We start from the raw sequence: 19,212 nt of genomic DNA, 5'->3' as shown, positions 1-19,212 counted from the left end.
TGCAACTGCCGTCGCCCCGCACGGAGTTCCCGTGTCGATGCCCCCTGCCCCCGAAAGGCGGTTCGCCATGCCCAGAGTGCTCGTTGTCGGCGAGTCCTGGTTCACCTACACGGTCCACCAGAAAGGCTTCGACGCCTTCCACACCTCCGAGTACACCGAGGGCGGAGGCGCCTTCCTGGACGCGCTCCGCTCACGCGGCCACGACGTGACCTACGTGCCCTCGCACGAGATCCCGACCCGTCTCCCTCTCACCGCCGACGGGTTCGACGCGTACGACGTCGTCGTCATCAGCGATGTGGGCGCCAACAGCTTCCAGCTCCCGCCCGAGACCTTCACCAGCTCCGTGCCCTCACCCGACCGGTCCGAGCTGGTGCGCGGCTTCGTGGAGCGGGGCGGCGGGGTGCTGATGATCGGCGGCTATCTCACCTTCAGCGGTATCGACGCCCGCGCACGCTGGGGACGGTCCCCGCTCGCCGCCGCCCTGCCGGTGACGATCCTGGACCGCGACGACCGGGTGGAGCTGCCGGCCGGTGCACTCCCCGAAGTGGTGGGCGAGCACGCCGTCGTACGGGGGCTGGAGCGGTCCTGGCCCGCGCTGCTCGGCCTCAACGAGGTCACCGCGCGGCCGGAGGCGTCGCTGCTCGCCGAGTGTGCCGGGCACCCCCTGCTCGTCGTCGGCGGCCACGGCGCGGGCAGATCCGCCGCGTTCACCTCCGACGTGGCACCGCACTGGGCACCGCCGCCCTTCCTGGACTGGAAGGGGTATCCCGAGTTGTGGGACCGGCTGGTGCGCTGGCTCGCGGGGGAGGAGCTGTGACGGTCGAAGACGTGAGGACGGCCGTCACCGGCACACCGCACATCGGGGCTCGGCCGGGAGACTTCGCGCCCCTCGTCCTGATGCCAGGGGATCCGCGCCGCGCCCGACGCATCGCCGAAACGTTCCTTCAGGACGCGCGGCAGGTCACCGACGTACGCGGCATCCTCGGCTACACCGGAACCCACCGGGGCGCGGCGATGTCGGTGCTCGCCTCCGGCATGGGCATCCCGTCCGTGACGATCTACGCCACGGAACTGTTCCGCCACTACGGCGTGCGCAGGATCGTCCGGGTCGGAACAGCCGGCGCGATCCCCGCCTCGGTGTCCCTGCGGGACGTGGTGATCGCTTCCGCCGCGCACACCGACTCCAGCCTCAGCCGCCTCCTCGTCGACGGCCTCACCCTCTCCCTCGCTCCCTCCTACCGGCTGCTGCGCGCCGCCGCGGACGCCGCCGGGCGCGAGCTCTCCGGCGGCGAGGCCGTGCACGTCGGACCGGTCTTCAGCAGCGACCACTTCTACCTCGACCGCCCCGCCCTCTTCGACGCCCTGGAGCGCCGCGGCACGTTCGCCGTCGAGATGGAGGCGGCGGGACTCTACGCCGTGGCGTGTGCCGAGGGCGGCGAGGCGCTGGCGGTGCTGACCGTGTCCGACCACCTCCGCACCGGTGACGCCCTCACCGCAGAGCAACGCGAGGCGGACTTCGACCGGGCGCTGCGCATCGCCGCGACCGCGCTGCTCAGCGACGCCTGAAATTCCCACACCGGAAATGAAACAGAAACCGGGTGACGTAGCCAAAACGTTTTGCACTTTCTACTGTCAACGCAGCCACCCACTCGGCAAAGAAATGATCAGGAGATCGAACATGAGATACGGAAGAAGCGCCGCCATCGTGGTCACGGTGACAGGGATGCTCGCCCTCGGCGCATGCGGAGGATCGGATGGCGGGGACGATTCCGGGGCAGCGTCCTCCGGCAAGCCGCGCATCAAATTGGTGATCAACGGCGGGCTGGGCGACAAGTCGTTCTTCGACTCCGCCCACGCCGGCCTGCAGCGGGCCGCCAAGGACCTCGGCTACCAGCTCAAGGTCGTGGAGCTCGGCTCCGACCGCACCAAGTGGGAGCCCGGCTTCGAGGACGCGGCCTCGGCCGACGACTACGACATCCTCGCCGCCGGCACCTTCGACGTCACCGACTACATCGGCAAACTCGCCCCGGAATTCCCGGACAAGAAGTTCTGGGTCTTCGACGCACCGGTCGACTACAGCGGCAAGAACGGCGCCTGTTCCAACAAGTGCGAGAACGTCTACTCCGTCACCTTCAAGCAGAACGAGGGCGCTTATCTCGCGGGATTCCTGGCCGAGAAGCTGGTGGCCGCGAAAGCCCTCAAGGGAACCGAATCGCAGAAGAAGGTCGGCGTCATGGGCGGCGTGAAGATCCCGCTGATCGAGGACTTCGTCGTCGGCTTCACGTCGGGCTTCCAGGCGGCCGGCGGAAAGAAGTCCGACGTCCTCGTCCAGTACGTGGGCGGCGACAAGCCGTTCGGCGATCCGGCCAAGGGCAAGGAGATCAGCACCGCCATGTACGGCCAGGGTGCCGCGCTGGTGTGGCCGGTCGCCGGGCTCTCCGGGCTCGGCACCTTCGAGTCGGCCGTCAGCGCCAAGCGGTACGCGTTCGGCGTCGACTCCGACCAGTACCAGACCCTCGCCGACCAGGCGCAGAAGAACACCGTCGTCACCTCCATCCTCAAGAACGTCGGCAACGCCCTGTACAAGGCCGCGCAGGAGGACCAGAAGGACACCCTGAAGTACGGCGCCGTCTCCACCGTCGGCCTCGCCGAGGACGCCGTCGGCTACGTGAACGACGACCACTTCAAGGAGTTGGTGCCCGAGACGATCCGCACCGAGGTCCAGGAAGCCGCCGACAAGGTCAAGTCCGGCTCCGTCACGGTGCCCAGCGCCCTCTAATCGAACGGCCTTGATGATGAACGAGCCATGGGGCAAGGACGGACCGGCCGTCGCCGCCCGCCAGGTCACCAAGACCTACGCCAACGGGGTGCGCGCGGTCCGCGCCGTGGACCTGGAGGTCCGGCGGGGCGAGATCCGGGCGGTCGTCGGGGAGAACGGCGCGGGCAAGTCCACGCTGATGAAGATGTTCTACGGCCTGGAGCAGCCCAGCGCGGGCGAGATCCTGGTCGGCGGACGGCCCCGGGTACTGCGGGGCCCCGCCTCGGCGATCGCCCTGGGCGTGGGCATGGTGCACCAGAACCTCATGCTGGTGCCGTCCTTCACCGTCGCCCAGAACGTCGTCCTCGGCGTGGAACCGGGCCGCCGCGGCCTGGTCGACCCGAAGGCGGCCGTGGAGACGACCGCCCGGCTCGCGGAGGAGTCCGGACTCACCGTCGACCCCAGGGCCCGCGTCGAGGAGGTGTCGGTCGGCATGCGTCAGCGCGCCGAGATCCTCAAGGCACTCCACCGGCAGGCCCGCGTCCTGATCCTCGACGAGCCGACCGCCGTGCTCACCCCGCAGGAGACCGAGGACCTGTTCGCCGCCGTGCGCCGGCTGCGCGACGGCGGGATGACCGTGCTGTTCATCTCGCACAAACTGCGCGAGGTACGGGAGATCAGCGACCAGGTGAGCGTGATGCGCGCCGGCGCCCTGGTGGGGACGGTCCCCACCGCCGACACCACCGAACGCTCGCTCGCCTCCATGATGGTCGGCCGGGACATGTCCCTGGACGTGGACCGCACCCCCGCCCGTCCCACGAAGACCACCCTGCGGGTACGCGGCCTCGGCCACGAGGCCGCGACCGGCCAGTGGCTGCACGACCTCGACTTCGACGTGGCCGCCGGGGAGATCGTCGGCGTGGCCGGCATCGAGGGCAACGGTCAGAGCGAACTCGCCGAGATCCTCGCCGGGTTGCGCCGCCCCACCACGGGCACCGTCCACATCGACGGCACCGACACGGCCGGTCTCGACGTGGCGGGCCACCGCAGGGCCGGCATCGGCTACGTACCGGAGGACCGGCTGCACAACGGCGCCGCCCTCGACGCGTCCATCGCCGACAACCTCGTCGTCGACCGCCACGACCGCCCGCCCCTGGCCCGCCGGGGCGTCCTGCACCCGGGCGCCGTACGCGCCCACGCCGAGCAGCTGATCGACCAGTACGCGATCCGCACGCCCGACCCGTCGGTCCCGGTGCGGGCACTGTCCGGCGGCAACATGCAGAAGGTGATCGTCGCCCGCGAACTCTCCGCCGGGCCAAGCCTGTTGATCGCCTCCCAGGTCACCCGCGGAGTGGACATCGGCGCGATGCGCTTCATGTACGAGCGCCTGGTCGACGCGCGCGACACGGGCGCCGCCGTCCTGCTGATCTCCGCCGACCTCACCGAACTCCTCGCCCTCTCCGACCGGTTGCTCGTCCTCAAGGAGGGCCGCCTGGTCGCCCGGTTCGACGACACGACCGGCCTCACCGAGAAGCGGGTCGGGCTGTACATGCTCGGCGTCGAGGAACACGAACGCGACCGGCTCACGGCCGGTCTGGACACCGTGGGGGAGGAGGCCCCGTGACCACCGCCCCGATGACGGCGATCGAAACCGAGGACCGCCGCGAGTACCGGGCGACCCGGCGCCGCGACCTCGCCGTCGACCTCAGCATGGCCCTGGCCACCATCCTGGCCGCCCTGGCGATCGGCTTCCTCGTCATGCTCGCCACCGGCAACGACCCGGTCCGCGCCTACGAGGTGATGCTCACCGGCCCGCTGGACCGCTCCTTCCGCGTCGGCCGCTGGCTGGAGGACGCCACCACGCTCACCCTGCTCGGGCTGTCGGTCGCGATCCCCTTCCGCGCCCGGCAGATCAGCCTCGGCGCCGAGAGCCAGGTCTACGCCGGGGCGCTGGCCGCCGCGACCGTCGCGGTCTTCCTGCCGCTGCCGCCCGTCGTCGCCGTGATCGTGCCGATGGCCGCGGCCGCCGCGGCGGGCGCCGGGATGGGCCTGGTTCCGGGATCGATGAAGGCGCGCCTCGGCGCCAACGAGATCGTGGCCACGCTGATGCTCAACGCGATCGTCGTCCGCGTCTACGACTACCTGGTCAACGGCCCGCTGAAGGAGCCGGGCAGCAGTGCCGTGCACTCGAAGAACATCCAGCAGGACTCCGTGCTCACGCCCCTGACCGACTGGTTCGGCGTGCCGCTGGGCCGGGCCAACATCGGCTTCGGGGTGATGCTGCTGACCGCCGTCGCGCTGTGGCTGCTCATCACCCGCACCCCGCTCGGCTACCGCATCCGCATGACCGGCGCCAACCCCGACTTCGCGGCCTACGGCGGCATCCGCGTGCCCCGCGTCATCGAGTGGAGCTTCGTCATCGGCGGCGCCGTCGCGGGCCTGGCCGGAGCCCACCTGGTCCAGGGCGTGTACGGACGGCTCGAACCAGGACTCGCCGGAAGCCTCGCCTTCGAAGGGATCGTGGTCGCCCTGCTGGCCCGGAACAACCCGCTGGTCGTCGTGGTCGCCGGGCTCTTCTACTCCTACCTGCGCGCCGGGGGCGACATCATGGAACAGCAGACGGACGTCGGCACCGAGATCGTGGTGGTCATCCAGGCGGTCATCGTGCTGCTGGTCACCGCCCAGGCCCTGCCCGACCTCCTCAAGCGGCGGATCGCGCGCAGGCAGGTGGGCGTCCGATGAGCTCCGTGCTCGACGTCGTCCTCAGCAGCGCCTTCCTGGCCGCCGCGCTGCGGATCGCCACGCCGTACCTGCTCGCCGCGTTCGGCGGCCTTGTCGCCGAACGCGCCGGCATCAGCAACATCGCCCTGGAAGGCCAGATGCTGAGCGCGGCCTGCACCGGAGCGCTGGTCGCCGGGTACAGCGGCTCCGTCGCGCTGGGCGCGGTCAGCGGCGTCGCGATGGCGACGCTCCTGGGCCTGCTGCTCGCCGCCCTGCACCTGGAACTGGGCGCCGACGCGATCATCGCCGGCATCGGCCTCAACCTCCTCGCCTCCGGCGGCACCGCCTACGCCGTCTACAGCCTTCTCGACGACAAGGGCGGCACCTCCGGCCTGAAGAGCGGCAGCCTGCCCACGGTCACCCTGCCGGGCGTCGAGCACATCCCGGTGGTCGGCGACGTGCTGAGCGGCCAGAACATGATCACCTGGCTGGCCTTCCTGGCCGCGCCGTTCGTCGCCTGGCTCTTCTACCGCACCCGCTTCGGCTTCCACCTGCGCGCGGTCGGCGAGATGCCCGACGCGGCGGCCTCGGTCGGCATCGCCGTACGGCGCGTCCAGTACACCGGACTCGCCCTCAGCGGGGCCCTCGCCGGACTCGCCGGGGTCTTCCTCAGCATGGGCTACGTCTCCTTCTTCGTACGGGACATGACGGCCGGCCGCGGCTTCATCGCCCTCGCCGCGGTGTTCCTCGGCGGCCTGCGGCCGTGGGGCGTGTTCCTCGCCGCGCTCGGCTTCGGCGCGGCGGAGGCCCTGGCCGTGCAGCTCGGCTCGCTCGACGTACCACCGCAGCTGGTGTCGACGATCCCGTACGCGATGACGCTGGTCGCCCTCGCCCTGTACGCGTGGCGCCGCAAGCGCCGGGGCCGAGCGGTGCCGGCCGCCGCCTCACTCTGACGCCTCGTCACCCCTCTCCGGGCTCTCCCACCCGCCCGCCCTCGCCGGGCGTGCGGGTCGGCGAGCCGTGCCCGCACGCCCCTGTGCCTCCCCTTGGAAGGACACCCATGCGACACAGACCACCCTCGCGCCGCCGCAGACGTGCGCTCCTCGCCTCCCTCGCCGCGACCGGACTCCTCGGCAGCCTGGCCCTGACGAACGGCTTCGCGGCGGAACCGGAGGCGGATGCCTCCGGGAAGGCACCGGACGTCCGGCTCCTGGACACCCTCACGGTGCCCGCCGGGACGACGGAGTTCGGCATGCCGTTCGGCGGCTTGTCCGGCATCGACTACGACCAGAAGTCCGGCGAGTACGTCGCCGTCAGCGACGACCGCTCGGAGAACGGCAAGGCCCGCTTCTACCGCCTCCGGCTCCCGCTCGACGGGGCGGCCTTCGCCGGTGACAAGCCCGACCTCGACACCCTGAACGTGCTCGCCGACACCACCGGCGAACCCTTCGCCCCCAAGGCGGTCGACCCCGAGGCGATCCGCTGGACGCCCGGCGGCGAGAGCCTGCTGTGGACCAGCGAGGGCGCCTCCTCCGCCGGGCAGCCCGCCTTCGTCCGTGAGGCGGCCACCTCAGGCGGCTACGTCCGCGAACTGCCGCTGCCCCAGGCGTACGCCCCCGTCCGCTCGGCCTCGGGCACCCTCACCGCCGGGGTGCGCAACAACCAGGCGCTGGAAGGGCTCACCCTCTCCCCGGACGGGCGCACGGTGGCCACCATCACCGAGAACGCCCTCGTCCAGGACGGCCCCGCGGCCGGCCTGACGGTCAAGAGCCCGTCCCGCCTGCTGCTGATGGACCGCCGGACGGGGAAGGCGGAGGCCGAGCACGTCTACGAGGTCGACCCGATCTCCGACGCGCCCACCGCGCCGCTGCCCGCCCCCGTCGGCACGTACTCGGCGGACCGGGGAGTCTCCGAGATCCTCGCGGTCAACGAGACCGACTACCTCACCGTCGAACGGTCCTTCGCCTCCGGTGTCGGCTTCTCCATCCGCCTCTACTGGACCAGCACCATCGGCGCGACGGACGTGGGCGGCAAGGAAGCCCTGTCCGGCACCGAGAAGCCCATGCCCAAGAAGCTCCTGTACGACTTCACCACCTCCGGCACCGACGCCGACAACGTCGAGGGCATCACCTGGGGACCGAGGCTGCCCGACGGCTCCCGCTCGCTCGTCCTCGTCGCCGACGACAACTTCGGCTTCAACGGCAGCGTCACCAAGTTCCATCTGCTGTCCCTTCGTTCAGGGCTGCTGGCCCACCGCACGCCGGACGTCGACGGTGACGGTGCCGTCGACGCAAGGGACCTGGCGGCCGTCCCGACCGCCGGCCCGGCCGGAGACCTCGACGGCGACGGCCGTACGGACTCCGCCGACGTGAAACTCTGGATCTCGTACACCCGCGCCTTCCCCACGGCGCTGAAGCCGCCGTCCACCGTCGACGTCCAGCTGCTGTCCTTCAACGACTTCCACGGCAACCTGGAGCCGCCCACCGGACGCGACGCCAACCTCGGCTCCAAACTCGACCCGAAGTCCACCCCGGTCGGCGGCGCGGAACACCTCGCGGCCCGGCTGGGCCAGCTGAGACAGGGCACCGACACCTCGCTGACCGTCGCCGCCGGCGACATCATCGGCGCCAGTCCCTTCCTGTCCGGCCTCTTCCACGACGAACCCACCGTCGAAGCCATGGAGAAGCTGCACCTGGACGTCACCAGCGTCGGCAACCACGAGTTCGACGAGGGCACCGAGGAACTGCTGCGCATGCAGCACGGCGGCTGCCACCCCGAGGACGGCTGCTTCATCAAGGACGAGCCGTACGACGGCGCCGAGTTCCCCTGGCTGGCCGCCAATGTCATCGACCGCGTCTCCGGCAAGCCCCTGCTGGCGCCCACCTGGGTGAAGAAGGCGGACGGGGTGAAGGTCGGCTTCATCGGCATGACCCTGGAGGGCACGCCCGAGGTCACCGGCCAGTCCGGCATCAAGGCCGTGCGCTTCCTCGACGAGGTCGAGACCGCCAACGCCTCCGCCCGCGAACTGCGCCGGCAAGGCGTGGAGGCGATCGTCGTGCTGCTGCACGAGGGCGGCGTGCAGGCCGGATCGTACGGCCAGTGCGACGGCATCTCCGGGCCGATCGTCGACATCGCCAAGCACCTCGACCCTGCGATCGACACCGTGGTGACCGGTCACACCCACCAGCCGTACATCTGCTCCCTGCCCGACCCGGCCGGCAACCCCCGCCTGGTCACCTCGGCGTCGTCGTTCGGCCGGGTGGTCACCGAGACCCGGCTGCCGGTCGACCGCCGTACCGGGGACGTCGTACGGGACCGGGTCGCCGCGATGAACCACCTCGTCACCCGCACCGGCGCCAAGGACGCCGACCAGAGCGCCGTCATCGACAAGTGGAAGGCCCTGTCCGCCCCGCTGGCCAACCGGGTCGTCGGCAGCGTCACCGCGGACATCACCCGCTCCGAGACCCGCGACGCCGAATCCGACCTGGCCAACCTCGTCGCCGACGCCCAACTCGCCGCGACCTCGGCACCGGAGCGCGGCGGGGCCCGGATCGCCCTGATGAACCCGGGCGGGGTACGGGCGGACCTGGTGCAGGCGTCGTCGACGGGAGGGGAGGCGCCCGGCGAGATCACCTACGCGGAGGCCTTCGCCGTGCAGCCCTTCGCCGGGTCGCTGGTCTCCGTGAACCTGACGGGGGCGCAGATCGAGAAGATCCTGGAGGAGCAGTTCAACGACTCCGGCACCCGGGCACCCACCCTCATGCTCGGCGTCTCCAAGGGCCTGACGTACTCCTTCTCACGCGGCGCCCCGGTCGGGGACCGCATCGACCCGGCGTCGATCACGCTCGACGGCGACCCGCTGAAGCCGGACGCCACCTACCGGGTGACCGCGAACACCTTCCTCGCCGCGGGCGGCGACGGATTCACCACCTTCGCCGAGGGCACCGAAACCGTCGGCGGCGGGGACGACCTCGCGGCACTCACCGACTACCTCACCGCCCACAGCCCGGTCGCCCCGCCCGGCACCGACCGTGTGAACGAGCTGCCCTGACAACGGCCCCGGCCGGAGACGTCCAGCGGCTCGGCGGGGCGGTTCCGTTACGCTGACGGTTCGTCCAATGATTGGGGTCGTCATGTCGGAGCAGTCGACGCCGGGCCCGCTGGGCACGGCGATGCGCGCGGTGACGTTTCCGGACGGGTCTCGGGGAATCATCCTGGTCAGGGCCGGTACGCCACAGGCCGAAGCGGAAGTGATGGCGGCACAGGTGTGGCGGGAGACGCCCGACAAGTAGCCGCTCGTACAGGGGGATCCTGCCCGGCATCCGGGCGGGATCCCTTCCGCCGTCCTCGGACGTTCCCGGACGTGGCGGTTCCCGGACGTGCCGGCTCGTGACGGCGCGGGCGCCCCGTGGTGCGAGTCGTGCGTGCGGGGTACTCAGGGGTCCAGCAGTTGGTCCAGCGGCTTGCCCGGTGGAGGTGTGATCGTGGTGGACGAGGCTGATCGGATCAGGAACCCGTGGGGCGCACGTACCCCCTACGGCCCGGGCGCTCCGTGGCCCCCACGCACCGACGCCCATCTGGCGGACACAGTCGCCGAGGACGAGGTGGAGCGGTGGGTGCCGTCCGCCTCGCTGCTGCACTCCAACGGTGACGCCATGGACATCGCCGTGCGGCACGGCCGGATCGTGGGTGTACGCGGCCGTGCCGGCGACCGGGTCAACCGCGGCCGCCTCGGCCCGAAGGACCTCTACGGATGGCAGGCGAACGCCTCGCCGGACCGGCTGACCCGGCCGCTGGTGCGCGAGGGCGGCCGGCTCGTCGAATCCGACTGGGACACCGCGATGGGCCGGATAGTGGCCCGCTCGAAGGATCTGCTGGGGCGGCACGGGCCGGGCTCGATCGGCTTCTACACCACCGGGCAGCTGTTCCTGGAGGAGTACTACACGCTCGCGGTGCTCGCCCGGGCCGGCATCGGCACCAACCACCTGGACGGCAACACCCGCCTGTGCACCGCCACCGCCGCCGAAGCCCTCGAACAGACGTTCGGCTGTGACGGGCAGCCCGGCTCCTACGAGGACATCGACCACGCCGACGTCATCGCCCTGTACGGGCACAACATGGCCGAGACCCAGACCGTGCTGTGGACCCGCGTCCTGGACCGGCTGGCGGGCCCCGAGCCGCCCCGCCTGGTCTGCGTGGACCCGCGCCACACTCCGGTGGCCCGCCAGTCGGCCGTCCACCTGCCCCCGCGGGCGGGGACGAACCTGGCCCTGCTCAACGCGCTGCTGCACGAGATCATCCGCACCGACCGGATCGACCGCGCGTACCTCGACACGCACACCGTCGGCTTCGCCGAACTGGCCGCCGGAGTTTGTCTCCCACCGAGGCGGCCCACCAGGGCCTGTCCGACGGCGATCTCGTCCAGGTCAGCACCCCTCGCGGAGCGGTGCGCGCCCGGCTGCGCACCACCGGTGTCCGGGACGGCGTGGTGTTCCTGCCCTTCCACTACGGCTACTGGGACACGCCCGCGGGCCACCGCCCGCCCGACGGAGCCGCGGGCCGCGCCGCCAACGAGGGCACCGTCACCGACTGGGACCCGGTCTCCAAACAGCCCCTGTTCAAGACCGCCGCGGCCCGCGTCACCCTCCTCGCCCGCCGTCACACCGGGGCCCGGGCCGGGAGCACCACCGACACGGCGGGGAGCAGGACATGAGCGGCATCACCACCACGCTGCGCATCCTCCACGACGGCGAACGCACGCTGCGGCGGGACCTGTTGACGACCGCGGCACGTCACCGCACCGAGCACGAGATCCACCATGTGGCGACGGACCTGTCCCGCTGGTCCCGTGAGCACGCCACCCGGCTCGCCGACGTGGGCCGCCACTACGACCTCGACCTGCCCGGCCCACAAGGCGACCCTTCGTCCTCAGCGCTCACCGCGCTGAAGGAGAAGGCCGCCGAAGCCCTCGGCCGCCGCCCGGAGACCGGGCTGCTCCTCCTGTACGACCTGCGCGAACTGCACCTGGCCGCCACGCGGAACTCGCTGCACTGGCAGATGCTCGCGCAGGTCGCACAGGCCACGTCGGACGACCGGCTGCTCCGGCTGGCCGGCTCCTGCCACCCGCGGACGCTGCGTCAGATGCGCTGGACCACCACCATGATCAAGGAACTCTCGCCGCAGCTGCTCGCCAGTGCGTGAGGGCGCTCGCCAGGGCGGGAGTCAGGACCCGTCGCCGGAGCCGCCGGTGTCGTCCGCGTCATCGCGGTCGCCCTCGGCCTGGGAGGGCGTCGGGTGGTCCGCAGCCGGGCCGTCGGCCGTGTTCCGGGTGTCGGTCTCCTCGCGTTCGCCTTCGGCCTGGGAGGGGGTGTGGTCGTTCATGAGCGTGCCTCCTGGGGGACGGGGCGGACGTCGTCGGACCGGTCGTCGGTCTGCTGGAAGACCGTCGTGACCTGTCGCAGCCGCAGCCGTTCCAGCGTGTCCAGCTGGCGCTGGGCGCGTGCGAGCAGGTCGTCGAGGTGCCCGGGGTCGAGACGGTCGTCGGCGTCGGCGAGGGTGCGCAGCGTCCGCCAGCCGGCCGCCTTCCCCTCCACGCCCAGGCGCAGCAGCTCCACCTCCAGCATCGGGGTGAGCGGAGAACGGCGGACGAGCCGGCCGTTGGTCTTGAGCCGGCCCGCCCTCTCGGCCAGTCGCCCTGCGACGATCTTGTAGCGGCGTACGGGGACGTCGAGCCCTCGCATGATCTTCAGCAGGTCCGCCCGGTCCTCGGCGATCTCGTCGCGGATCGGCCGCACCGCGTGGGCGAGCTCGGGGTCCCGCTCGGACTCGGCGTCGGCCAGCATCCGGGCCCGGTCCACGCCGAGGGTGGCTGCTGCGAGGTGATCGTTGAGGTAGATGCCGAGCAGGTCCGTGTCGGTCGGGTTCGGTCTGTCGTCCATCAGGGCTCCCCCTTCGTGATCGGCGGCGCCTCGGGTGACATCGGCGCGGTACCGAGTACCCCGGGGAACCCGGGCACACGCCGGGGCACATGCGGACCCGGACGGAAAGCGTGGCCCTCTCCGTATCGGGCACGCGGTGGGGGAAAGTGCGGCGCGGCGCGAGAGGGAGGAAGCCACTCGTGCCCGTCGTGGGCGCACCGACGAAAGGGAAGCCTTGCGGTCCGAGCACGAAGACTCCGCACCGCAGGTCGTCTCCGAACCCGCTCCGCCCTACGACTCCGACAAGCAGAAGTGGCCCGGCCTGGAAGCCGACATGCGTACCGCGCCGAGCTACCGGGCGAGCCGCTATCGGGCCAGCAGAAAGCTGGAGGGGAAGGTCGCGCTGGTCACCGGTGGTGATTCCGGCATCGGACGGGCGGTCGCGCTGCTGTACGCGAGGGAGGGCGCGGACGTCGCCATCGTCCACCTGCCGGAGGAGCAGGTGGACGCGGAGCGGATCCGGCGCGAGATCGACGAACAGGGCCGGCGCTGCCTGCTGCTGCCCGGCGACCTCACCGACCCGGCGTTCTGCCGCGAAGCCGTCGAGCGGACCGTGGCCGAACTCGGCGCTCTGAACATCCTGGTGAGCAACGCCGCCTATCTCAACAGCAAGCTGGAACTGGAACAGCTGACGGCTGAGGACTTCGACCGGACGTTCAAGACCAACGTCTACGCGTACTTCAACCTGGTCATGGCGGCACTGCCCCATTTCCGGCCCGGCGACGCCGTCATCGCCACCGCGACGGAGGAAGCCCTCAAGGGCAGTACGACGATGATCGACTACGCCGCGTCCAAGGCCGCGTTGGTCACCTTGAACAAGTCCATGGCCAGTCACCTGGCCCAACGGGGTGTGCGCGCGAACGTGGTGGCACCGGGGCCCACCTGGACGCCGCTCAACGAGGCGGACCAGCACATGCCGCCGGACGGGCTGGCGCACATCGGCAGCGAGGCGCCAGTGGGCCGCGCCGCCCAGCCCGAAGAGATCGCACCGACGTATGTCTGCCTCGCCTCCGACGCCGACTCCAGCTTCACGGTCGGCGAGGTGATCGCGGTGACCGGTGGCATCGCCGACACCCGGTGAGAGCCGCACGACGCCGGTGTGAACCGTGAACGCGTCACCTGCCGTGCGAAGTCACCTGCTGTGCGAAGCCCTGGCGCGTGCGCGGGAGGGCGTGCCTGCCGCCCCCTATGGGCGTAACGTCCTCATATGGCCGAGGTCGGGTACGTCCGGCACGGGTACGCCGTGCCAGCGGAGCAACGGGGCGCCCGCGGCCGTCCGGGAAGATCCCCTGCGACGCCGGAGGTGCCTCGTGACCGGCAGGGGTGACCCGGCCGCCGATACGCAGGAACTGGATGCCGTGTTCGCGGAGACGGTCCGCCGAACCGGCGCGTCCATCGGCGCCCTCTACCTGCTCGCACCGGACGAGCAACTGCTGTGGCTGGACGTGCTGTGCGGGGCGCCGGCCGAGTTCGCCGCACCGTGGGCGAGGGTGTCCACGGCGGCTCCGGCACCGGTGGCGGAGGCGGTCCGTGAGGACCGGATGGTGTGGGTGGGCAGCCAGGAGGAGATGGCCCGCTCCTATCCGCGCACCGCGATGGTGCTGCCCTATCCCTTGGCGCTGGTCGCCGCACCGGTCACCGGCGCCCGGCGCTGGGGCGTACTGCTGCTGATGTGGCCGGCCACCCGTCCGCCGTACATGACCGGACGGGAGCGGGGACACATCGCCTCCCGTTGCCGACGCCTGGCCCGGCTGCTGCAGGAAGCCGACGAACACGGCGGGACCCCGGCCCCCGGCGCCCTGCCTCGTGTCGTCCCCACCGGTACCGGCCACCTGTCCCCGAGCCCGGCGACGGCCGCCGCCGACTTCGTGGAGCGCCTGCCCGGCGGCAGCTGCGCCCTGGACCTGGAGGGGCACTTCACCTACCTCAGCTCCGGCGCCTGCCGGCTGCTGGGCGGCGAAGCCGGTCAGCTTCTGGGCACCCTGCCGTGGCAGTCCCTGCGCTGGCTCGACGATCCCGCCTACGAGGACCGCTACCGTGCCGCGGTGATCAGCCGCGAGGCCGTTTCGTTCACCGCGTGCCGCCCGCCGGACCAGTGGCTGGAGTTCCACCTCTACCCGGACGCCAGCGGCATCAGCATCCGCATCGTCCCCAGCGGTGCCCAGCCCCCGCCCGTACCGGCACGCCGCTGGTCCACGCACACCGTCACACCGACCCGCGCGGGCCGGCTCTACCAGCTCACCCACCTGGCCGCCGGGCTGACCGAGGTCGTCGGTGTGCAGGACGTCGTCGACCTGGTCGCCGACCAGATCATGCCCGCCTTCGGCGCCCAGGGTCTGGTCCTGTCCACCGCCGACGGCGGCCGGCTGCGCATCAACGGCCACCGCGGCTACGCCCCCCACACCATCGAGCGCCTCGACGCCCTGCCCCTGGACACCGACTTCACCCCGGCCGGGCACGCCCTGGCCAGCGGCATCCCCGCGTTCTTCTCCGACCCGGAGGAGATGCGCCGCATCTACCCCGAAGCCCCGCTGATCAGCGGCAAGCAGGCCTGGGCCTTCCTGCCGCTGATCATCTCCGGCCGGCCCGTCGGCATCTGCATCCTGTCCTACGACAGCCCCCACGAGTTCCCTGCCGAGGAACGCGCCGTCCTGACGTCGCTCGCCGGGCTCGTCGCACAGGCCCTGGACCGCGCCCGCCTGTACGACACCAAGCACGAGCTCGCCCACGGCCTCCAGCAGGCCCTGCTCCCGCGCACCCTGCCCCACATCACCGGCCTGCGGGTCGCCGCCCGCTACCTGCCCGCGACCCGCGGCATGGACATCGGCGGAGACTTCTACGACCTGATCCGGCTGGGCGACACGGCAGCCGCGGCCGTCATCGGCGACGTCCAGGGCCACAACGTCGCCGCCGCCGCCCTGATGGGCCAGGTCCGCACCGGTGTCCACGCCCACGCGACCCTCGGCACCGCTCCCGACCAGGTCCTGGCCAGGACCAACCGGCTCCTGACCGATCTCGGCCCCGACCTGTTCACCAGCTGCCTCTACGCCCACCTCGACTTCGCCCGCGGGCGCGTGACCCTGGCCGACGCCGGCCATCCGCCACCGATCCTGCGCCTGCCCGACGGCGACACCCGGCCCGTCGACGTCACGCCCGGTCCGCTCCTGGGGATCGACCCCGACGCGGTCTTCCCCCTGACCGAGATCCCGCTCACCCCGGGCGGGCTGCTCGTCCTCTACACCGACGGCCTCGTCGAGACGCCGACCGTCGACCTCGACGACTCCATCGCCGACCTCGCCCACCACCTCGCCCAGGCCGACGACCGGGACCTGGACCTGCTCATCGACGAGCTGCTGCGGAAGGCCCGTGCGACGGAGCAGCGCACCGACGACGTCGCACTCCTGGTGCTGCAGCACGGAACGGGCCGGTGACAGCCGAGATGACTCGGCGGTGCCGGGTACCCGGTCCGCTGCGGAGCCGGACACGAGGCGTCCGGCTCGGGCAGATCTGAGGAGGTACGGGATGCGGTGGCGAAATCACGTGGTGGTGGTGACCGGAGCGTCCGGCGGGATCGGACAGGCCACGGCCGAGGCGTTCGCGCGCAAGGGATGCGCCGTGGTGCTGGCCGCGCGCCGTGAGGAGGCGCTGGAGGCGACCGCCCAGGAGTGCGCGAAGCACCGCGGGGCACGGACGCTGGTCGTGCCGACCGACACGACGGACGTCAAGGCGGTCGAGGACCTGGCGCGGCGTGCCGTGGAGGAGTTCGGGCGGATCGACGTCTGGGTCAACAACGCGGCCGTCAACGCCTTCGGCCGGTTCGAGGACGTGCCGCTGGAGGACTTCCGCAGGGTCCTGGACGTCAATGTGATGGGCTACGTGCACGGGGCGCGAGCGGCTCTGCGGGTGATGCGGGAGCAGGGGACGGGCACGCTGATCAACATCTCGTCCATCGTGGGTGCCGTCGCGCAGCCCTACAGCCACCCGTACAGCATGTCGAAGCACGCCGTCCAGGGGCTCGGATCGAGCCTTCGGCAGCAACTGCGGGTGGAGGGGGTGAAGGGCATTCACGTGTGCACGGTCATGCCCGCGACCATCGACACCCCGCACTTCGAGCAGGCGGCCAACTTCACCGGGCGCAAGGTGGTCGCCATGCCCCCGGTCTACAGCCCGGAACGGGTCGCCCGAGCGGTCGTGGACCAGGTCCGGCACCCGCACCGCGAAGTGGTGGTCGGCCCCGCGGGCCGGGCTCTGGTACGTCAGTCCCGGCTGGCGCCGGGACTCGCGGAGCGGGCGATGGCACGGCAGACGGACAAGACCCATCTGTCCCGCGAGGAAGCCCCGGCCACGCACGGAGCGCTGCACGTACCGGCTCCCGGCGAGGGAGCGGTGCACGGCGGCTGGGGCGGGCGCCGGCGCACCGCGCTGCGCAGGACGGCCGTCGCCGCCGCGGTGGCGGGAGCGGCCGTGACCGCCGGCCGTCGGGTTCTGACCCATACGGGGACCTGACCGGCGGCCGGCCGTGAGCGGTTCGCAGCGCGGGTACGCCGTACAGCGGCAAGCTGTACGGCGTACCCGCGCACGGGCCGCCCGCCGGGCGGCCGTCGTCCTCAGCCGCCCTGCTCCCGCACGGTCGCGTCGAGGGCGGCCGCCACCGCGTCGGGATCGCCGGACGCCGACGGGTCGGCGTCCAGGCGTTCCCTGAGATCCCGGCCGGACACCACGGGCATCGCGCCACGACAGCGCTCCGAGTCCAGGTCCGGCGCCGGAACCACCTCGGCCCGGCCGCCGAGCAGCACCAGCACGGCGTCGTCCTCACGGTTCAGCAGCTCGCGGACATGCTCGCCGGTGATCATCGGATGGCCTCCTCCTGGTTCAGCTCCTCCTGGTTCAGCCCGCCGCCCTCGCGGCCAGGTGAGCGGGCGCCGGTACACGGACCGCCTCCATGACGAGTCCGCTGCGTACACGGGCCGGTACGCGGGTCAGCGGGATCCGCAGGTCCTGGTCGGGCACGTCGTACTCCAGGCGGGCCAGCCGTGGGCCGAGGGCCGTCAGCAGCGCGATCGTGGCGTCCTCGCCGGGGCAGCGGTGACCGGTGGACCGGTCGCCACCGCCCTGCGGAACGAGCTCGTCGCGCTGGGGCGGCCGCTCCAGGGAGCGTCGCGGGGCGAAGGCGTACGGATCGGTCCAGAGGTCGGGGTCGTGGTTCTGGCCGTACAGGTCGAGCAGCACCAGCGCGCCGGACGGGATCGGTTCCCCCCGCCACTCACAACCTCGCCCCGTGCGCCTTCTGGCCCGCACCGCCAGGGGAGCAACCGACCAGGATCGCCAACCGGGCCGCGGCACTGATCGTCTTGGCCACCGGTGACACCGCCACCACCTACCGGGGCGCCCGGGCCCCGCACCGACGGATGACCGGTTCCCGTCTGCTCACCCTGCGTGGCACCCGCCCACGGCGTCTACGGCGTCTACGGCAACGACTGCGTCGACCTGAAGGTGAACGCCCACCTGGAGTCCGGAACGCTCCCCACCAGGGGCCTGACGTGCCGGAAGCCGTGACCGGAAGCCATGAATGGAGGCCGTGACCGGAAGCAGCGAGCGGTCCGGGCGCCCCCATCACACGGCGCCCGGACCGCTCCCGGCCCCAACTGCGCCCCGGAACCGGGCTTGCCGCCCTGCCCCGGGTCTGGCACGATCACTGCGCCCGTCACTCACCACTCCCGGTGGCGGCCGTCAAGGAGGTCCGGTGTACAGGCGCTGGCTGTTCCTCTCGGCTGCCGCGGCGCTCATAGTCGCCTCCCTGGTCGTGGTGCTCCTCCCCGACGGCGAGGCCGACACCAGGCGCGCCGCGCCCACCCCGGTCGCCGGCACCTCGGCGATCGCCCCGACCGCGACGGGGTCTGCGCGCCCCTCCGGCAGTGCGACCACCGCGTCGGCGAAGCCCTCGGCCAAGGCCACCTCACGGACGCCGTCCGCCGACGCGACCACCGCGTCGGCGAAGCCGTCGCCCACGGACGCCCGGCAGGCGGCGTCCGCCGGCGCACCGTTGGCGGGACGCATACGGCCCGGCGCCACCTACGAAGGCGTCGCCACCTTCTACGACTCGGACGGCGGAGGCGCCTGCCTGTACGACCCGAGCGACGACGTCATGACCGGCGCGATGAACTCCACCGACTACGAGTCGGCCAAGGCCTGCGGCGCGTACGTGTCCGTCCGCGCGGCCGACGGGACCTCCGTCACCGTCCGCATCACCAACGAATGCCCGGGGGAGTGCGCTCCAGGGCAGATCGACCTCAGTGCCGAGGCCTTCGCCAAGCTCGCCGACCCCACGCTCGGCCGGATCGCGATCACGTGGAAGCTGGTGAGCCCCGCGAGCTCCGGCACGATGTCGGTCCGGTACAAGACGGGGTCCAGCCGCTACTGGTGCGGTATCCAGGCCATAGGGCACCGGAATCCGGTGGCCCGTCTGGAGGTCCGCGCCGGCAGCGGCTGGCGTCAGCTCTCCCGTACCGGCTACAACTACTTCATCTCCGAAGACGGCACCGGGTGCGGCGGCGCGATCAGGGTCACCGACATCTTCGGAGAACGGCTCACGGTCGACGGGCTCGCGATCCGTCCGAACGTCGTACAGCCCACGACGGTCCAGTTCGCCGGCCACTGACCCCGCCGCCCGGCCGTGCTTCACCACTGCTTCTCACCGACTCGTAGGCCGGGTCGGCCGGCCCGCTGATCGGCCGGTCACCGATCAGCGGCCCGAGC

At 71.8% G+C, this 19,212-nt stretch carries 19 protein-coding genes and 2 pseudogenes; 17 read left to right on the top strand and 4 right to left on the bottom strand.

Features of this window, described 5'->3' with window-relative positions; genetic code table 11:
• Nucleotides 1–67: 67 nt before the first annotated feature.
• From ACZ5XS_RS09300 to ACZ5XS_RS09250, 11 genes and pseudogenes are all read left to right on the top strand, one after another.
• Nucleotides 68–817, top strand: coding sequence for a glutamine amidotransferase (locus ACZ5XS_RS09300; RefSeq protein ID WP_468649345.1), 750 nt, complete (start codon nucleotides 68–70; stop codon nucleotides 815–817).
• A complete protein-coding gene (deoD, locus tag ACZ5XS_RS09295) occupies nucleotides 814–1,566 on the top strand; it encodes a purine-nucleoside phosphorylase (RefSeq protein ID WP_468649343.1) in 753 nt (250 codons plus the stop codon). The genes ACZ5XS_RS09300 and deoD overlap by 4 nt, the downstream gene beginning before the upstream one ends.
• Nucleotides 1,567–1,678: 112 nt before the next feature.
• Nucleotides 1,679–2,779: a BMP family lipoprotein gene (locus ACZ5XS_RS09290; protein WP_468649341.1), complete on the top strand. Its 1,101-nt coding sequence runs from the start codon at nucleotides 1,679–1,681 to the stop codon at nucleotides 2,777–2,779.
• Between the two features lie 13 nt (nucleotides 2,780–2,792).
• The gene (locus ACZ5XS_RS09285) at nucleotides 2,793–4,382 is read left to right on the top strand and encodes an ABC transporter ATP-binding protein (RefSeq protein WP_468649338.1); all 1,590 of its coding nucleotides are present in this window, start codon (nucleotides 2,793–2,795) and stop codon (nucleotides 4,380–4,382) included.
• Nucleotides 4,379–5,500: an ABC transporter permease gene (locus tag ACZ5XS_RS09280; protein ID WP_468649336.1), complete on the top strand. Its 1,122-nt coding sequence runs from the start codon at nucleotides 4,379–4,381 to the stop codon at nucleotides 5,498–5,500. Before ACZ5XS_RS09285 ends, ACZ5XS_RS09280 begins: the two co-directional genes overlap by 4 nt.
• A complete protein-coding gene (locus ACZ5XS_RS09275) occupies nucleotides 5,497–6,432 on the top strand; it encodes an ABC transporter permease (protein ID WP_468649334.1) in 936 nt (311 codons plus the stop codon). Before ACZ5XS_RS09280 ends, ACZ5XS_RS09275 begins: the two co-directional genes overlap by 4 nt.
• 107 nt (nucleotides 6,433–6,539) lie before the next feature.
• Nucleotides 6,540–9,530 carry an esterase-like activity of phytase family protein gene (locus ACZ5XS_RS09270; RefSeq protein ID WP_468649332.1) on the top strand — a complete coding sequence of 997 codons (2,991 nt, stop codon included), beginning with the start codon at nucleotides 6,540–6,542 and terminating at the stop codon, nucleotides 9,528–9,530.
• Nucleotides 9,531–9,597: 67 nt separating this feature from the next.
• Nucleotides 9,598–9,771 (top strand): hypothetical protein, encoded by a 174-nt coding sequence (locus tag ACZ5XS_RS09265; RefSeq protein ID WP_217242163.1) that lies wholly within the window; start codon nucleotides 9,598–9,600, stop codon nucleotides 9,769–9,771.
• A gap of 192 nt (nucleotides 9,772–9,963) precedes the next feature.
• Nucleotides 9,964–10,860: pseudogene (locus tag ACZ5XS_RS09260) on the top strand (molybdopterin-dependent oxidoreductase); the annotation flags it as partial.
• Nucleotides 10,851–11,192, top strand: coding sequence for a molybdopterin dinucleotide binding domain-containing protein (locus ACZ5XS_RS09255; RefSeq protein ID WP_468649330.1), 342 nt, complete (start codon nucleotides 10,851–10,853; stop codon nucleotides 11,190–11,192). The pseudogene ACZ5XS_RS09260 and the gene ACZ5XS_RS09255, both read left to right, overlap by 10 nt.
• On the top strand, nucleotides 11,189–11,680 hold the full coding sequence (locus ACZ5XS_RS09250; protein ID WP_468649328.1) for a hypothetical protein: 492 nt from the start codon (nucleotides 11,189–11,191) through the stop codon (nucleotides 11,678–11,680). The genes ACZ5XS_RS09255 and ACZ5XS_RS09250 overlap by 4 nt, the downstream gene beginning before the upstream one ends.
• Before the next feature lie 21 nt (nucleotides 11,681–11,701).
• Here ACZ5XS_RS09250 and ACZ5XS_RS09245 read toward each other — a convergent pair whose 3' ends face one another.
• The gene (locus ACZ5XS_RS09245; RefSeq protein WP_468649326.1) at nucleotides 11,702–11,860 is read right to left on the bottom strand and encodes a hypothetical protein; all 159 of its coding nucleotides are present in this window, start codon (nucleotides 11,858–11,860) and stop codon (nucleotides 11,702–11,704) included.
• Nucleotides 11,857–12,417 (bottom strand): hypothetical protein, encoded by a 561-nt coding sequence (locus ACZ5XS_RS09240; RefSeq protein WP_468649324.1) that lies wholly within the window; start codon nucleotides 12,415–12,417, stop codon nucleotides 11,857–11,859. Before ACZ5XS_RS09240 ends, ACZ5XS_RS09245 begins: the two co-directional genes overlap by 4 nt.
• A gap of 214 nt (nucleotides 12,418–12,631) precedes the next feature.
• On the opposite strand from ACZ5XS_RS09240, the gene ACZ5XS_RS09235 reads away from it, so the two are divergent.
• The 3 genes from ACZ5XS_RS09235 (at nucleotide 12,632) to ACZ5XS_RS09225 (ending at nucleotide 16,962) form a co-directional block, all read left to right on the top strand.
• The gene (locus ACZ5XS_RS09235) at nucleotides 12,632–13,537 is read left to right on the top strand and encodes an SDR family oxidoreductase (protein WP_468649322.1); all 906 of its coding nucleotides are present in this window, start codon (nucleotides 12,632–12,634) and stop codon (nucleotides 13,535–13,537) included.
• 229 nt (nucleotides 13,538–13,766) lie between these two features.
• On the top strand, nucleotides 13,767–15,887 hold the full coding sequence (locus ACZ5XS_RS09230; RefSeq protein ID WP_468649320.1) for a SpoIIE family protein phosphatase: 2,121 nt from the start codon (nucleotides 13,767–13,769) through the stop codon (nucleotides 15,885–15,887).
• Nucleotides 15,888–15,978: 91 nt separating this feature from the next.
• Nucleotides 15,979–16,962 (top strand): SDR family oxidoreductase, encoded by a 984-nt coding sequence (locus tag ACZ5XS_RS09225; protein WP_468649319.1) that lies wholly within the window; start codon nucleotides 15,979–15,981, stop codon nucleotides 16,960–16,962.
• Between the two features lie 101 nt (nucleotides 16,963–17,063).
• On the opposite strand, the gene ACZ5XS_RS09220 is transcribed toward ACZ5XS_RS09225, so the two are convergent.
• Both ACZ5XS_RS09220 and ACZ5XS_RS09215 read right to left on the bottom strand, forming a co-directional pair.
• Entirely contained in the window at nucleotides 17,064–17,309 is a 246-nt protein-coding gene (locus ACZ5XS_RS09220; RefSeq protein WP_468649317.1) for a hypothetical protein, read from the bottom strand.
• Between the two features lie 34 nt (nucleotides 17,310–17,343).
• Nucleotides 17,344–17,754, bottom strand: a complete 411-nt coding sequence (locus tag ACZ5XS_RS09215; RefSeq protein ID WP_468649315.1) for a cytochrome P450 — start codon at nucleotides 17,752–17,754, stop codon at nucleotides 17,344–17,346.
• A gap of 23 nt (nucleotides 17,755–17,777) precedes the next feature.
• Between ACZ5XS_RS09215 and ACZ5XS_RS09210 the strand changes: the two are divergent.
• The 3 genes and pseudogenes from ACZ5XS_RS09210 to ACZ5XS_RS09200 form a co-directional block, all read left to right on the top strand.
• Nucleotides 17,778–17,837, top strand: a pseudogene (locus ACZ5XS_RS09210) (hypothetical protein); the annotation flags it as partial.
• Nucleotides 17,838–17,892: 55 nt separating this feature from the next.
• Nucleotides 17,893–18,012 carry an alpha/beta hydrolase gene (locus ACZ5XS_RS09205; protein WP_468649313.1) on the top strand — a complete coding sequence of 40 codons (120 nt, stop codon included), beginning with the start codon at nucleotides 17,893–17,895 and terminating at the stop codon, nucleotides 18,010–18,012.
• Nucleotides 18,013–18,199: 187 nt separating this feature from the next.
• Entirely contained in the window at nucleotides 18,200–19,114 is a 915-nt protein-coding gene (locus tag ACZ5XS_RS09200; RefSeq protein WP_468649311.1) for an expansin EXLX1 family cellulose-binding protein, read from the top strand.
• Nucleotides 19,115–19,212: the final 98 nt, after the last annotated feature.

The sequence above is a fragment of the Streptomyces sp. NPDC033131 genome (genome assembly GCF_055578365.1).
This window is presented reverse-complemented; position numbering and strand designations above follow the sequence as displayed.